Below are 16329 nucleotides of genomic sequence, written 5' to 3'. Positions count from 1 at the left end.
TGTTAACTTCCTCCCAATTGCTCATTTCCACGTCCATACAGGAGGCCGACCATGTCTCTCATCCATGAAATCGACTACGGCACTCCCGCTTCGAAATCGGAAACCATGGTGACGCTGACCATCGACGGGCAGCAGATCAGCGTGCCGGAGGGCACCTCGATCATGCGCGCTTCGATGGAGGCCGGCATCGAGGTGCCGAAGCTCTGCGCCACCGACATGATCGATGCCTTCGGTTCCTGCCGGCTCTGTCTCGTCGAGATCGAGGGCCGGGCCGGCCTGCCGGCCTCCTGCACGACGCCGGTGGCGGCCAATATGGTGGTGCGCACGCAGACGGATCGGCTGAAGGACGTCCGCCGCGGCGTGATGGAACTCTATATTTCCGACCACCCGCTCGACTGTCTGACCTGTGCTGCCAACGGCGATTGCGAATTGCAGGACATGGCGGGCGCCGTCGGCCTGCGCGACGTGCGCTACGGCTATGACGGCGACAACCATGTCAGGGCACGCAACAATGGCGAGATCAATCTGAAATGGACGCCGAAGGACGAGTCCAATCCCTATTTCACCTTTGACCCCTCCAAGTGCATCGTCTGTTCGCGCTGCGTGCGCGCCTGCGAGGAGGTGCAAGGCACCTTCGCGCTGACGATCGAGGGGCGCGGTTTCGGCTCCAAGGTGTCATCGGGTGTGCATGAAGCCTTCATCGATTCCGAATGTGTCTCCTGCGGCGCCTGCGTCCAGGCCTGCCCGACGGCGACGCTGACCGAGAAGTCGGTGATTGCGATCGGCCAGCCCGAGCATTCGGCCATCACCACCTGCGCCTATTGTGGCGTCGGCTGTTCCTTCAAGGCGGAAATGCGCGGCGAGGAGCTGGTGCGCATGGTGCCCTGGAAGGACGGCCAGGCCAATCGCGGCCATTCCTGCGTCAAGGGTCGCTTCGCTTACGGCTATTCCAACCATAAGGATCGCATCCTCAACCCGATGATTCGCGAAAAGGTCAGCGATCCCTGGCGCGAGGTGAGCTGGGACGAGGCCTTCGCGCATGTGGCGTCGGAGTTCCGCCGCATCCAGTACCAGTATGGCCGCGAGGCGATCGGCGGCATTACCTCGTCGCGCTGCACCAATGAGGAAACCTATCTGGTGCAGAAGCTGGTCCGTGCCGGTTTCGGCAACAACAATGTCGATACCTGCGCCCGCGTCTGCCATTCGCCGACCGGCTACGGCCTCGGCCAGACATTCGGCACCTCGGCCGGCACGCAGAATTTCGACAGCGTCGAACAGTCCGATGTCGTCGTCATCATCGGCGCCAACCCGACCGACGGCCATCCGGTGTTCGCTTCGCGGCTGAAGAAGCGGCTGCGCCAGGGGGCCAAGCTCATCGTCATCGATCCGCGCCGCACCGATATCGTACGGTCGCCGCATATCGAGGCTTCCTACCACCTGCCGCTGAAGCCCGGCACCAATGTGGCCGTCATGACGGCGCTGGCACATGTGATCGTCACCGAAGGCCTCTATGACGAGACCTTCATCCGCGAGCGCTGCGACTGGTCGGAATTCGAGGACTGGGCGGCCTTCGTCGCCGAACCGGCGCACAGCCCCGAAGAGACCGAGATCTTCACCGGCGTTCCGGCGGCGGATCTGCGCGGTGCGGCAAGGCTCTATGCCAAGGGCGGCAACGGCGCGATCTATTACGGTCTCGGCGTCACCGAACACAGCCAGGGTTCGACCACGGTCATCGCGATCGCCAATCTGGCGATGGCGACCGGCAATATCGGCCGTCCCGGCGTCGGCGTGAATCCGCTGCGCGGCCAGAACAACGTGCAAGGCTCCTGCGACATGGGCTCCTTCCCGCACGAGCTGCCGGGCTACCGGCATATTTCCGACGATTCGACACGTGACATCTTCGAAAAGCTCTGGGGTGTGAAGCTCGACAACGAGCCGGGCCTGCGCATTCCCAACATGCTGGATGCGGCGGTCGATGGTTCCTTCAAGGGCCTCTATGTCCAGGGTGAGGACATTCTCCAGTCCGATCCCGACACCAAACATGTCGCGGCCGGGCTGGCGGCGATGGAATGCGTCGTCGTTCAGGACCTGTTCCTCAACGAGACCGCCAATTACGCCCATGTGTTCCTGCCGGGCTCGACCTTCCTCGAGAAGGACGGCACCTTCACCAATGCCGAGCGCCGCATCAATCGCGTGCGCAAGGTGATGTCGCCGCGCAACGGTTATGGCGACTGGGAAGTGACGCAGAAGCTCGCCCAGACGATGGGGCTCGACTGGAACTACAGCCATCCGTCGGAGATCATGGACGAGATTGCCGCGACGACGCCGAGTTTCGCGTTGGTCTCCTACGACTATCTCGACAAGCTGGGCTCGGTGCAGTGGCCCTGCAACGAGAAGAACCCGCTCGGCTCGCCGATCATGCATGTCAACGGCTTCGTGCGTGGCAAGGGCAAGTTCATCCGCACCGAATATGTGGCGACCGACGAACGCACCGGTCCGCGCTTCCCGCTGCTGCTCACCACCGGCCGCATCCTCAGCCAGTACAATGTCGGGGCGCAGACGCGCCGCACCGAGAATGTCGTCTGGCATGCGGAGGACCGGCTGGAAATTCATCCGCACGATGCCGAACAGCGCGGCGTCCGCGACGGCGACTGGGTGAAGCTCATGAGCCGCTCTGGCGACACGACGCTCCGGGCGCTGATCACCGATCGTGTGGCGCCCGGCGTCGTCTATACGACCTTCCATCATCCCAATACGCAGGCGAACGTCATCACCACCGACTTTTCCGACTGGGCGACGAACTGCCCGGAATACAAGGTGACGGCGGTGCAGGTCTCGCCTTCCAACGGGCCGAGCGACTGGCAGATGGAATATGACGAGCAGGCACGGCAATCGCGCCGCATCGCCGGCAAGCTCGAGGCTGCGGAGTGACGATGGGGGAGTGGGCTGGCGTCGGCGAGGCTTCCCCTTCTCCCCTCGGGGAGAAGGTGCCCGAAGGGCGGATGAGGGGGCGGCTCGGCAAATGCGAACTCGCTGCGGCTCGTTCGTTCGCTCCTATCGTCGCTCACCCCCTCATCTGCCCCGATGCGTATCGCCCGGGGTCGAGCCGCGGGTCTCGCCCCGTCCTTCGGACCCCCGCTGGGGAGAAGGGGGAGCGCGCATCGTGACTTTCCCCACCACCGCCCACGCCCCCGAAACCGCCCGCCGCAACGGCCTGATGCACAGCGGCTCTCGTATCGTGCCGGAAGAAGTGCCGATCGCCTTTTCCTATGGCGGCAGCTCGCATGCGGTGATGATGGCGACGCCCGCCGATCTCGAAGATTTTGCCGTCGGCTTCAGCCTGACCGAAGGGATCATCGCTGAGCGGGCGGAGATATCGGGCATTGAAGTCGTTGCGGGCGAGCAGGGGATCGACGTGCAGGTCAGCCTTGTCGACGACGTCGCCGATCGGCTGCGGGCGCGGCGCCGCAGCATGGCGGGGCCGGTCGGCTGCGGGCTCTGCGGCATCGAATCGATCGAACAGGCGGTGCGGCCGGTGCCGGATGTCTCGACGTCACCGCTGTCGCTCTCGCATGCCGATATCGTTCGCGCCGTTTTGCTTCTGAACGAGGCGCAGCCGCTGCATCGCGAGACGCGGGCGGTGCATGGCGCCGCCTTCTATATTCCCGGCAGAGGTCTGATTGCCGTGCGCGAAGATGTCGGCCGGCACAATGCGCTGGACAAGCTTTGCGGCGCCGTCATCGGCTGCGGCGAAAGCGGCGATGATGGCGCCGTCGTCGTCACCAGCCGGCTTTCGGTCGAGATGGTGCAGAAGGCGGCAATCCTTGGTAGCCCGGTGCTTGTCGCCATTTCGGCACCGACGGCTCTCGCCATCCGCACGGCCGAAAAAGCCGGCATGACGCTCGTCGCCCTGGTGCGCGGCGAGGACTTCGAGATTTTCACCCACCCGCACCGCATCTCGCCCGGAAGCATCGCCGATGTCGCATGATACCAAGACCAAACTCGTCTATATGGCAAACCAGATCGCCACTTTCTTCAAGAGCCAGCCGGCCAGCGAGGCCGCTGCGGGGGTCGCCAATCATATCAACAAATTCTGGGAGCCGCGTATGCGGCGGCAATTGTTCGAAATTTTGGAAAAGGAGGAAAACGGCCTGGATGCGCTCGTGCGGCAGGCCGCTCCCATGATCCGCAAACCGGAGGCGGAAGCACACCAGATCCGGTAATCCAACTGGCTTATGCCGGCGGAGGCAGCAGCATGCTGCCTTTCGCATTCACTACCCTCAAAATTTAAATCGATTTAAATATAATCCAGGCGGAAATTCAAAGTTTTATAGCGTCCTTTGCGCTCCTGAAAAGACAGGTGGCGCTCCAATCACAGCAAGGTCTGAAACAAGGAGGAGTTGTTCATGACTGCAGCGGAAACACGTACAGATGGAGCGGTGGCGGGCTCAGGCCTGCTCGATCGCGAAAGGATCGTGGCCAGGCCCGGTTTCAACAGATGGCTGGTGCCACCGGCCGCATTGGCCATCCATCTCTGCATCGGCATGGCCTATGGTTTCAGCGTGTTCTGGCTGCCGCTGTCGAAGTCGCTGGGGATTACGGCGTCGACCGCTTGCCCCGATCTGACGCTCGCCTCGGCGTTGTTCACCACGACCTGCGACTGGCGGGTTGCTGACCTCGGTTGGATCTATACGCTGTTCTTCGTTCTGCTCGGCTCGTCGGCCGCCATCTGGGGCGGCTGGCTCGAGCGGGCCGGTCCGCGCAAAGCGGGCGTCGTTTCCGCCTGCTGCTGGTGCGGCGGCATTGTGCTTGCCGCAGTCGGCGTCATCACCCATCAGCTGTGGTTGATGTGGCTCGGCGCCGGCGTCATCGGCGGCATCGGTCTTGGCCTCGGTTACATCTCTCCGGTTTCGACGCTGATCAAATGGTTTCCCGACCGGCGCGGCATGGCGACCGGCATGGCGATCATGGGCTTCGGCGGCGGCGCGATGATCGGCGCTCCGCTTGCCAATCTGCTGATGAATGCCTTCAAGACCGACACGTCGGTTGGCGTCTGGCAGACCTTCATCGTTATGGCGGCGATTTATTTTGTCTTCATGATGGGCGGCGCCTTCGGTTACCGCATCCCGCCGGCCGGCTGGCGCCCGGAAGGCTGGACGCCGCCGGCGGCCAAGAGCACGATGATCACCACCAAACACGTGCATCTGCGCGACGCCCACAAGACCAAGCAGTTCTGGCTGATCTGGGCCGTGCTTTGCCTCAACGTTTCGGCCGGTATCGGCGTCATCGGGATGGCCTCGCCGATGCTGCAGGAGATCTTCGCCGGCTCGCTGATCGGCCTGCCTGACGTGGGCTTTGCGCAGCTCGATGCCGGGCAGAAGGCATCGATCGCGACGATCGCCGCCGGTTTCGCCGGCCTGCTGTCGCTCTTCAATATCGGCGGACGGTTCTTCTGGGCGTCGCTCTCCGACAAGATCGGCCGCAAAAATACTTACTACAGCTTCTTCATCATCGGCATCGTGCTCTATGCGCTGGCGCCGACCTTCGCCGGCATCGGCAACAAGGCGCTGTTCGTTCTCGCCTTCGGCATTATCCTGTCGATGTATGGCGGCGGCTTTGCGACCATCCCGGCCTATCTCGCCGATATCTTCGGCACGCAGTTCGTCGGCGCCATCCATGGCCGGCTGCTGACCGCCTGGGCAACGGCCGGCATCGTCGGCCCTGTCGTCGTGAACTATATCCGCGAAGCGCAGATCGTCGCCGGCGTCGCACCCGGTCCGACCCTCTATACCGGCACCATGTATATCCTCGCCGGCATGTTGGCGCTCGGCCTCATCGCCAATGCGTTTGTCAGGCCGCTCCCGGACAAGTGGTTCATGAGGGATGACGAGGTCGCGGCATTGCAGGCAAAGTCGGCGGCCGTCAATGCCGGTCCGACAGGCTCCTTCGGCATCGGCACCGGCGGGCTCGACGCCAAGGCGGCGCTAGCCTGGGCGGTCGTCGGCATTCCGCTGCTCTGGGGTGTATGGGTGACGCTGCGGGCGACCTTCGCGCTGTTCGGATAACCGATCGAAGCGCGCCGAGGCGGTATCCGACGGCGCGCTTCATCTTGGTCCTGCGGCGTAATTGCCGGAATCGATTTTATAGGATGCGGGTCGTTCAACGTGATGCAGCTTGGGATCAGAACTCTTCCCAGCTCTCGGTGCCTGCCGCGGCAGCGCCGTGCGTCCTGACGACGCGTGAAACGAGATGCCGCGCCGGTGAGCCCGCTGGAGATGGCGTCAAGAATGTATTGCCGCATCCGAAGATTGGCCGTGCGCAAATAAAAAACCGCCCGGACGGGCGGTTCTCGGTGGGCGAATTCTGCTGGCCGATCAGGCTGCCAGGTCGTCCGTTTCGTTTTCCTTGAACATCTTGGAGAGGTTCAGGAAGCAGATCATGCCGTTTTCCGACGCGATGATGCCTTCGCAATAGGCGCGGTCGAAGGAGGCGGTCACCTCGGGCACCGGCTGGACCTGGCTGGAGGAGATGGTGAGGATATCCGAGACGCGGTCGACGAGCATGCCGATGACCATGCTGTGAACTTCGGCAACGACGATGGCGCTGCGCTCGTTGGCGACGGTGCTCTTCATGCCGAGCTTGTAGGCGAGATCGATAATCGGAATGACCGAGCCGCGCAGGTTCATGACGCCGATGACATCGGCCGGCGCATGCGGGATCGGCGTCGACGGCGCCCAGCCGCGGATTTCGCGGATGGTCGTGGTCTTGACGCAGAATTCCTGATCATGCAGGCGGAAGGCAATGATCTCGAGCGTATCGCCGCTGAAGCTAGTGGAATTGATCGTGGCCATTAGAATTCTTCCCAACTGTCGTAAGCCAAAGCAGAAGCGAGTGCGCCCCCATTGGCGCTGACGCGCTTTGCCTTCACACCACGCGATGGCTTTGCATTCGGCGAAGCATCGTTACGGTTACGACGACATTAGCGAAAGAGTGTTGCCCAAATCTAAATCGGAAACCGGATTACCCGGGTTTCAGTCTCGATTTACGTCAGCCGATCGTCTTTTCGATCTGCGAGACTGCCCAGTCGACCTGTTCCCTTGAGATGATCAACGGCGGGGCGAGGCGGATCGTATGGTCGTGGGTGTCCTTGGCGAGAAGGCCGCGCTCCTTCAGCGCATGGCAATATTGGCGTGCCCCGCCGGCTTCGGGTTCCAGTTCGACGGCCATCATCAGGCCGCGGCCGCGCACATCGCGGACGATGTTCGAGCGCATCGACCTCAGACCTTCGAGGAAATAGTCGCCCATCGCTGCGGCGTTTTCGATCATGCCCTCTTCCGTCAACACCTTCAGCGCGGTGCGCGCCACCGCGCAGGCGAGCGGGTTGCCGCCGAAAGTCGAGCCGTGCTGGCCGGGCTTCAGCACCCCCAGAACCTCGGAATTCGAAAGCACCGCGGATACCGGATAGAAGCCGCCGGACAGCGCCTTGCCGATCAGCGTCACATCGGCCTCGATGCCCTCGTGCTCTTCGGCCAGCAGCTTGCCGGTGCGGCCGAGGCCGGTCTGGATCTCGTCAAGGATGAGGGTGACGTTGTTATCAGTGCAGAGCTCGCGGATGCGGGTGAAATAACCGGCCGGCGGAATGATGACGCCGGCTTCCCCCTGGATCGGCTCGATCAGCGCCGCCACCGTATTGTCGTTGATGGCGGCGGCGAAAGCCTCGGCATCGCCGAAGGGAATGATGCGGAAGCCCGGTGTGTAGGGGCCGAAGCCGTTGCGGGCGTCGGGGTCTGTGGAGAAACTGATGATGCTCAGCGTCCGGCCATGGAAATTGTCGGCGCAGACGATGATCTCCGCCTGGCCTTCCGGCACGCCCTTGACCTCGTATCCCCATTTGCGCACCGCCTTGATGGCGGTCTCCACGGCTTCAGCGCCTGAGTTCATCGGCAGGATCTTGTGCGAGCCGGTGAGAGCGGCGAGCTCTTCATAGAGATAGGCGAGCTGGTCGTTGCGGAAGGCGCGGGAGGTGAGCGTCAGCCGGCCCGCCTGTTCGACCATGGCGGCGAGGATTTTCGGATGGCAATGGCCTTGGTTGACGGCGGAATAGGCCGAGAGGCAATCGAGATACCGGTTGCCGTCGGTATCCCAGACATACACGCCTTCGCCGCGCGTCAGCACCACGTCGAGCGGCTTGTAATTATTGGCGCCGAGCCGCTGTTCCGTGGCGATCAATTTTTCCGAAGTGGTCATGGCGCTTCTCCCTCTAAGCCTGGTCTATGCGGCACGTGCCTTCTATGCGGCACGGGTTGGACGATCGAAGATGCGGCGGCCGAAGAGACTGGCCGTCAGTTCCACCAATATGCGGGCGCTCTTGCCACGATCGTCGAGAAAAGGATTGAGCTCGACGAGATCGAGCGACGAGACGAGACCGCTGTCGGACAGCATTTCCATGACAAGATGGGCCTCGCGGAAGGTCGCGCCGCCAGGCACCGTCGTGCCGACGCCAGGGGCAATATCGGGATCGAGGAAATCGAGATCGAGACTGACATGCAGCAGGCCGTCGGCCTTGGCGACGACATCGAGAATATGGCGCATGATGGCGCCGATGCCCTGTTCGTCGATCGCGCGCATATCGAAGACGTTGACACCGTGTTCGTGGATTTCCTCGCGCTCGCGCGCATCGACCGAGCGGATGCCGACCTGGAAGACATGCTTCGGATCGACGAAGGGACGGCCCTTCGGCAGGATCTCGGCGAACTCCGCCTCGCCGCAGAAGAAGGCGACGGGCATGCCGTGAATATTGCCGGAGGGGGAAGTGGCCGGAGAATTGAAATCGGCATGGGCATCGAGCCAGAGCACGAAGAGCGGGCGACCCTTGCCGGCGGCATAGCGGGCCATGCCGGAGACGCTGCCCATGGAAAGGCTGTGGTCGCCGCCGAGAATGAGCGGAAAGCGGCCGGAGGCGGCGACTTCATAGACGCTGCTTTCGAGCGCGCGGGTGTAAGCGCCGACGATCCTCAGATTATGGGCCTTGGGATGATTCGGCAGGTCCATCGCCGGCACGATCCTGAGATCGCCATTATCGGCGACATCGTGGCCGAGATCGATCAGCGTCTGGTCGACGCCGGCGATGCGCAGTGCCGCGGGGCCCATGGCAGCACCTCTGCGGCCGGAGCCTTCTTCCAATGGTGCGCCGATGAGTGTGACAGATCGCGATTGGATATTCATGCGAGGGCTCCGTGTTGAGGCCTGTTTCGGCCGATAGTGGGATAAAGGGCTGCCGGCAAAAAGATGGAAAAGTGTCAGAAATGGACTATGATTGCGCAGATTGATAAAGCTATTTTGACAGAGTGATCAGCGTGGACGATCTCGATACCGAACTCTTGAGCGCGCTTCGCCACAATGCCCGGATTTCCGTTTCCTCGCTTGCGGCGATGACCGGTGCATCGCGGGCAACGGTCGCCGCCCGCATCGACCGGCTCGTTGCCAGCGGCACCATTGTCGGCTTCACCATCCGCACCGGTCACGAGACGCGATCCGCCGGCGTGCGCGCCATCGTCATGATCGAGGTGCTCGGCAAGCTGGCCGACAGGGTGGCCGATCAGCTGCGGGGTCTGCCGCAGGTCCGCGCCCTTCACAGCACCAACGGCAAATGGGATTTCGTCGCCGAACTCGAGGATCGCGACCTTGCCTCCTTCGACGAGACGCTGCGCCGCATTCGGCTGATCAACGGTATCAACTCGACCGAGACCAACATTCTCTTGAAGACGAGCAAGACGGGTTTTTAGAGCAATCCCAGGAAAAGTGCGAAGCGGTTTTCCTGGGATTGCGCAAAACAAAGGTAAGCCGGCTTAATATTCCCGCTCATAAACGATGCCCGCTTCGCCCGCCCCGTTGCCGCCGGCAGCACCCCGCAGTTTGACGCCGCGGCCGACATCGAGATTGATGATCGCCTTGGCGCCGGCCGCGCCGCCCTGCTGCAGTTCGAAATAAGTGCGGTCATTGAGGTAGCGGCCGACGCTGACGCTCGTCTGGCCCTTCTCGTCGGTGCTGACGTCGAAATCGTCGACGCCGAGCTGGTTGCGCAGGCCTTCGAAAAGCGAGGTGGAGCGGTTGCCGGCCAGCTGGCTGACGGCATCGGCGAGCTGGGCGATCTGCACGGGGGACAGCTTCGACATCGACTGGCCGAAGATCAGCTGCGCCAGCACTTCGTCCTGCGGCAGCTGGGGCGAGGAGGAAAAGGTGATCGAAGGATCGGTGGCGAGGCCGGCCACATCAACCGTCAGGGTCGTCGTGCCGGAGGTGGAGGTGGCTTCCATATCGAGCGCCGGCGTTAGATCGCCGGCAAAGGTGACCCTGCTCTTGTCGGAGAAATTCAGACGGCGGTTGAGAATGGTCAACCGGCCGCGGCGCATGGTGAACCCGCCGGTGACGACGGGCACTGCCGCCGTTCCGCGGATCGTCACGCGGCCTCCGAGCTCGGCATCGATGCCGCGGCCACGCACGAAGATTTGCGAGGGCGCATCGATTTCGAGATCGAGGGTGATGACGGAGGATTTCTCGCCGCTTTTCCCCTTGCCTTCATCCCTGAGCTGCGCAAGCACCGCCCGCGGCGCGTTCCTGTGCCGTATGTCGATTTCGCTGAGCGAGGTCGGCAATTTTTCCGGGACGGTGATCGAGGTCTTGTCCAGCCGCAGCTTGCCGCTCAGCGTCGCGCTCATGATCGGCCCGCGCAGGCCCACTGTCCCGTTGACGGTCGAGACGACGAGGGTTCCGTCGACATAGACTGCCTTGTCGAGCTTGATAGAAATGTCGGCGGGAAAGCCGCCGGCCGGCTGGATGCCGATGGTGCCGCTCGCCGAAATCGTGCCGCCGCCGCCAAGATTGCCGCTGAGACGCGATATCACGGCCTGGGTGCCATTGAAGGTCACGGTGGCTGCAAGATTGTTGACGGCAAGATTGCGTCTGACGTCGACGAGCTTGGCGCCATTGGTCGAGACCGTGCCGTTGATGACAGGTGCTGCGGCCGTTCCGCCGATCGTAAGATTGACGGTGGCGACCCCGTCGGCGACCAGGCCCTGCTGCGCAAGCGGGGTGCCGAGCACTGCGAACGGAACATTGCCGTTGAAGCGCAAGTCGAGAGCCCGATTGCCTGATATCACGACACTGCCGCCGCCCTTCAGCGACATGCCGGCGTCACCGGCAAGACTGGTGTCGATGGTCAGCTTGTTGCCGGCCAGCTTTCCGGATGCTCCGATGCTGAGCGGCGAAAGACCGGCGCCTTTCGTCTGGCTCGTCGCGGCGTTCTTCCAATCGACCTTGAAATCGACGGCGGGCGCGGACAGCGTGCCGGCCGCCTTGGCGGTCGCCGAGATCGTACCGTCGGCGCCGATACCGGGAACAAAGCCGTTGGCGAGGGCAGCCGGAACATTGGCGGCATTTGCGGTGACGTCGATCGATCGGATCGAGGTGCCTGCAATGGAAAGATTACCGGCGGCTTTCAGCGCAATGCCGCCGCCGCCGCGGAGGTCCGCATCAAAATCGAGCCTGTCGCCGGCATATTTTCCTGTTGCCGCCAGCGCAAGACGGGAAAGGCCGGCAGCCTTGGTGTGGCTGGTCGCCGCATCCTTCCAGTCAAGCTTGAAATCGACGACCGGATTGGCCGGCGTTCCCGATGTGACGGCGCTGGCCGAAAGCGTGCCTTCGGCCCCGAGACCGGGAACAAAGGCATTGGCGATATTTGCCGGCAGGGCGGGAATATCGGCATTGACCGCAAGGTCGCGGATGGCCGTTCCGGCAATCGTGACGCCGCCGGTCGCCTTGGCCAGCACGCCGTCCTTGCCGGCGAGGTTGGCATCGAAATCGACCCTGTCATTGGCGAATTTGCCGGATGCAGCGGCGCTGAGACCAGAAAGACCGCTGCTCCTGGTCTGGGCGGTGGCGGCGTTTTTCCAGTCGAGCTTGAAGTCGACGGCGGGCTTGGGAAGCGCGCCTGAGGCAGATGCCGTTCCCGACACCATGCCCTCCGCCGCAAGGCCGGGAACGAAGCTGTTGGCAAGGCCCGCGGGCAGATTGGCGAGATCGGCCTTGACGTCAAGGTTGCGGACCGAGGCGCCCGATATCGCGACATTGCCCGCAGCTTTCAGCGAGAGGTCGTCCTTGCCGCTGAGATTGGCGTTGAAATCAAGCTTATTGTCAGCGAGGTGGCCCGAAGCGGCAAGCGCAAGGCCGGAAAGATGAGCGGTTCTGGTGTGGCTGGTTGCGGCATCCGTCCAGTCGAGCTTGAAATCGGCCTTCGGTGCGGCGGCTGTGCCGGCCGCAGACATGGTGCCGGATATCGTGCCGCCGGCCGCCAGTCCGGGAACGAAGGCGTTGGCGAGAGCGGCGGGGACCTTGGCGATCTCGGCATCGAGCTTCACGCTGTCGATCGCCGTGCCGGCGAGGGCGACATTGCCCACGGCCTTCAGTGAGAGGCCTTGATCACCGAGCGCTGCTGCGTTGAAATCCAGCTTGTTCTCGGCGAATTTTCCCGATGCGGTAATGCCGAGAGCGGTAAGCCCGGCACGCCTGGTGTGGTTCGTTGCAGCGTCTTTCCAGTTGAGATCAAAATTGGCGGTGGGCGCGGAAAGTGAGCCTGCCGCCGAGATTTTTCCCGAGACCGAGCCTTCGGCAGCAAGATCGGCGACGAAGCTGTTTGCAATGCTTGCCGGGATATTTGCCAGTGTCGCATCGACCTTGGCGGCACCGACCGTCTTGCCGGTGATGGCGACATCGCCGTTTGTCTTGAGCGAGAGCCCGTCGGCGCCATCGACCGCGGCGTCGAAATTGAGCCTATTGTCGGCGAATTTGCCGGATGCCGTCACGCCGAGACCGGCGAGGCCGGCGCGTTTCGTGTGGCTTGTGACGGCATTTTGCCAATGGAGATCGAAATCGGCGGTCGGGGCGGCAGGGGATCCGCTCGCCGAGACCGTTCCGGAGACAAGGCCTGCCGCTGCGAGATCGGGGACGAAACCGTTTGCAGCAGCTGCGGGGATATTGGCCAGTGTTGCGTCGATCTTGACGCCGCCGATCGCCGTCCCTGTCATGCCGACATTGCCGTTTGCCTTGAGCGACAGGCGGTCGGCGCCGCTGACCGCGGCATCGAAATCGAGCGTGTTGTCGGCGAATTTGCCGGACGCGGTCACGTCAAGCCCCGGAAGGCCGGCGCGCCTGGTGTGGCTCGTCGCGGCACTCTTCCAGGCGAGATCGAAATTGGCGGTCGGAGCCTTGAGCGAGCCGGCGGCGCTCAATTTTCCCGTGATCGCGCCTTCGGCGGCGAGATCGGGCACAAAACCATTGGCGACACGGGCGGGCAGGTTGAGGATATCGGCGTCGATATCGAGCACCGGCGCCGTCGGGTCGACGAGGCCGACATTGCCAGCCGCCTTGAGCGAGAGGCCGTCGGCGCTGCCGATCGTCGTGTCGAAATCGAGCTTCTTGTCGGCAAATTTGCCGCCGGCGGTGATCGCGAGCGGCGCCAATCCGGCTCCCTTGGTCTGGCCCGTCGTCGCATCCTTCCAGTCAAGCTTGAAGTCGGCGATGGGCGCGGCCGGCGTTCCCGTCACGGCGATCTTTCCGGAGATCGTGCCGCCAGCCGAAAGGTTGGGCACGAAACCGTTGGCGAGCGCTGCCGGCAGCTCCTTGATGACGGCATCGAGCTTCAGCGTCTCGCCGGCCGAACCGGTGACGCTCACCGAGCCGGCGCCTGTTTTCAGCGTCAGTCCGTCCAGACTGGCGGCGCCGCCGGCGATTTTGACCTGCGTCGCTGCTGCAAGCTCGATCGGGATGTTGCGCGGGCTTGCCGAGAAACGATCGAGGTTTACGTCGACGGTGCCGTCTGCCGTCTGGATATTGCCGGCCGCCAGCACCGGATTGCCATCATAGGCGGCATTGAGATCGAAGTCGGTCTGATTTTGCTGCTTGGTGAAAGCGAGCGAAAGCCCGGCCAGCCTGTTTGCGCCGGCATTCACCTCTTCGGCCCGGACCGTGCCGTTGGCCGCAAGGGCGCTGAGATCGCTCACCGTGACGTCGATCTCGGGTTTGAGGACGGCGAGTGTATCGCGGCGGAGCGAATCGCCGGTCGCCTGCAGTTTCAGCGCAATCCTGCCGCCGTCGCCGGCGATACCGAGCGATCCCTTGAGATCGCCTTCGGCTTTCTGTCCGCCGAGGGCGGCGAGCAGGCCGATATTGGGAAAATCGAAGGTCAAGGCGCCCGAGGGCGTCAGGGAGGGTGAAAGTTCCAGATTGCCGGTCAGCCGGTTGCCGCCGATGTCGGCGGTCAGCGCCGGAATGCTTATCCTGCCGTCCTCAGAGCGGATAGCGCCGTTGACACCGATCGGCTGGCCGTCGATCGTGCCGGTTGCGGCAATCTTACCCTGCGGCGCCTTCGGATCGGCGACGCCCGTGAGATCGATATTGAGGTTGGCGAGCATGCGATCGGCCATCTGCAGGCTGGCAGCCTTGATATTGGCTGTCACGGAAAGGGCCGGCAGTTCGCCCCCGACCCGCAACGCGTAAGCTGCTCCGCCGCTTGCGCCCGCCATCAGCTTACCGACATCGGGCAGCCGGCCCGAGAGATCGGCGTTCAAGGTCGAGCCGTCGAGCGCGACGTTGCCGGCGGCCTCGAGCGTTCCGGATTTGACGACGAGGTTGGACAGCGCGAATTTCGACGGGACGGTGCCCGCCACCTGGCTTTCGAGCGAGATTGGCCCGTCGAACCTGCTTGTCGCCGCGGCCGGCAGAGCAGCCGGTTCGACGACCAGCTTGATATTGCCGGTCAGAGCGCGGTCCGTCAGCCGATAGGAGCCGTTGAGGCTGCCGTTGATATTGGCGCTTTCGACGGTGGTGCCATTGAAACCAATGCTGCCGGCCGTGATCTGCAGCGGCGCGGCGAGCGTGATCGGGCCTTTGACCGCACGGTCGAGGTTCGGCTCGGCAAAGGTCGCGTCGCCGGCGACGAGGCGCAGCTGGACGCTGCCGGCGCGGGCGGCAAGATTGAAGGCGTCGCTCTTTGCCGTCAGTTTGACGTTGCCGATATCGGCCTGCGGCAGGGTTGCGCTGTCGAGCGAGCCGCTGACGCTCAGTCGCGCCGCCTGCGCGTCGCCGGTCAGCGCCAGGTTGAGGCCGGATATCAGGAAGCGCGCTTCGCCTTCGGCGAGCGGCCAGCGGAAATCGACAGGCCCGGATGTGCCGAGCAGGTTGGCGTTGAGGCTGTTGTTGCCGGCCGGATCAAGCGTCCCCGATGCGGCGATGACGACGCTGCCGGTGGCGATATTGCCGGTCTGAATATCGATCTTGCCCCGGTCGTCGAAGGTTGAGGCAAGGTCGATATTGGTCTGGCCGGCGAAAAGCGGCCGGAATGCTGCCGGCAGAAGCGAGCTCAGGTCACCGCCGCCCTTGAGGTCGAGATGGTGCAGTCCGTCGGCGGCGATCGCATGCCGGCCCTCGATTGCGGCCCGCTGCTGTCCGTCGAGCGCCGCCTGCAATTTGCCTCTCCAGTCGGATATCGGTCCCTGGCCGTCGAGGTCGATGTTGACGGCAGGACTATCCGGCAGGCCGAGGAAACCTGCCAGCAGCCCGCCCTTCGGCTCGGCCAGCTGTGCCTTCAGGCGCAGCCGGTTTTCGGCCGGCGCATAAGCGATATCGGCAGTAAGTCGCGCATCCGGGACCGCGGGGCGGCTGACATTGACGGTCGCCTCCCCGCCGTCGCCATCTGCCGAGAGGCTGCCTGCGGCGGCGAGCGCAAAGGCGCGCCCGGCAAAGGGTTCGGCAAGCTTGATATTGGGCAGCGCAACCTGGTCGACGTCGATCTTGATCGGGAGAGAGAAGCCGCCGGAATTTTCGGCGTCGGGCCGGGAGGGCAGGGTGCGCACCGGCTTGCGCAGCACGTCGATCGCTTCGATCTCGAAGCGCTTGGCGTGGAAGGTTCCGGTCAGCAGCGCCAGCGGATTCCAGTCAATGGCCACGCCGTGGATCTCAGCAAAAACGCCCCTGGTGTCGGAGATGGAGATCTCGGCGGCGCGAAGCCCGCCGGTCAACAGACCTTCCGGTTCGCGCACCTCGATCGTCATGTCGCGATTGGAAAGCGTGGAGGCTATTTTTTCGGTGACGATACGGGCGCCAAAGGAGGTGAAGCCGAAGATCGCAAGCGCTGCGACAGCGAGAATCAAGCTGGCGCCCACGACATAGCCGGTGAGCCGTATGATCCAGTTGACGATTTTTGCCAGCGTTTGCATCGGCGCGGACATTACCCCCGTTTTCATGACGGCTCACAGATCGGACATGACAGCGGAA

At 63.4% G+C, this 16329-nt stretch carries 9 protein-coding genes; 5 read left to right on the top strand and 4 right to left on the bottom strand.

Annotated elements, in window-relative coordinates:
* The first annotated feature begins 51 nt into the window (after positions 1 to 51).
* The 4 genes from fdhF (at position 52) to CO655_RS00355 (ending at position 6065) form a co-directional block, all read left to right on the top strand.
* Positions 52 to 2931 carry a formate dehydrogenase subunit alpha gene (gene fdhF / locus CO655_RS00375; RefSeq protein ID WP_097663467.1) on the top strand — a complete coding sequence of 960 codons (2880 nt, stop codon included), beginning with the start codon at positions 52 to 54 and terminating at the stop codon, positions 2929 to 2931.
* 232 nt (positions 2932 to 3163) lie between these two features.
* Positions 3164 to 3988 carry a formate dehydrogenase accessory sulfurtransferase FdhD gene (gene fdhD / locus CO655_RS00365; RefSeq protein ID WP_097605979.1) on the top strand — a complete coding sequence of 275 codons (825 nt, stop codon included), beginning with the start codon at positions 3164 to 3166 and terminating at the stop codon, positions 3986 to 3988.
* A complete protein-coding gene (locus CO655_RS00360; RefSeq protein ID WP_097605980.1) occupies positions 3978 to 4223 on the top strand; it encodes a formate dehydrogenase subunit delta in 246 nt (81 codons plus the stop codon). Before fdhD ends, CO655_RS00360 begins: the two co-directional genes overlap by 11 nt.
* A 183-nt stretch (positions 4224 to 4406) precedes the next feature.
* Positions 4407 to 6065, top strand: coding sequence for an OFA family MFS transporter (locus CO655_RS00355; RefSeq protein ID WP_097605981.1), 1659 nt, complete (start codon positions 4407 to 4409; stop codon positions 6063 to 6065).
* Between the two features lie 309 nt (positions 6066 to 6374).
* Here the strand turns inward: CO655_RS00355 and CO655_RS00350 are convergent, their stop codons facing one another.
* The 3 genes from CO655_RS00350 to rocF all read right to left on the bottom strand — a co-directional run bounded on the left by CO655_RS00350 (position 6375) and on the right by rocF (position 9225).
* Positions 6375 to 6851, bottom strand: a complete 477-nt coding sequence (locus tag CO655_RS00350) for a chemotaxis protein CheW (protein ID WP_011427049.1) — start codon at positions 6849 to 6851, stop codon at positions 6375 to 6377.
* A 196-nt stretch (positions 6852 to 7047) separates the two neighbouring features.
* On the bottom strand, positions 7048 to 8247 hold the full coding sequence (rocD, locus tag CO655_RS00345; protein WP_097663466.1) for an ornithine--oxo-acid transaminase: 1200 nt from the start codon (positions 8245 to 8247) through the stop codon (positions 7048 to 7050).
* A gap of 42 nt (positions 8248 to 8289) precedes the next feature.
* Positions 8290 to 9225 carry an arginase gene (gene rocF / locus CO655_RS00340; RefSeq protein ID WP_097605983.1) on the bottom strand — a complete coding sequence of 312 codons (936 nt, stop codon included), beginning with the start codon at positions 9223 to 9225 and terminating at the stop codon, positions 8290 to 8292.
* A 122-nt stretch (positions 9226 to 9347) separates the two neighbouring features.
* Between rocF and CO655_RS00335 the strand changes: the two genes are divergently transcribed.
* On the top strand, positions 9348 to 9785 hold the full coding sequence (locus tag CO655_RS00335) for an Lrp/AsnC family transcriptional regulator (RefSeq protein WP_170964963.1): 438 nt from the start codon (positions 9348 to 9350) through the stop codon (positions 9783 to 9785).
* Between the two features lie 63 nt (positions 9786 to 9848).
* Here CO655_RS00335 and CO655_RS00330 read toward each other — a convergent pair whose 3' ends face one another.
* The gene (locus CO655_RS00330) at positions 9849 to 16271 is read right to left on the bottom strand and encodes a translocation/assembly module TamB domain-containing protein (RefSeq protein WP_097663635.1); all 6423 of its coding nucleotides are present in this window, start codon (positions 16269 to 16271) and stop codon (positions 9849 to 9851) included.
* Between the last annotated feature and the right edge of the window lie 58 nt (positions 16272 to 16329).

It is taken from the genome of Rhizobium sp. M1 (genome assembly GCF_002531805.1).
In the GTDB taxonomy this organism is placed as follows: domain Bacteria; phylum Pseudomonadota; class Alphaproteobacteria; order Rhizobiales; family Rhizobiaceae; genus Rhizobium; species Rhizobium etli_C.
The sequence above is the reverse complement of the archived record's forward strand: the minus strand, read 5'-3'. Positions and strand labels throughout refer to the sequence as shown.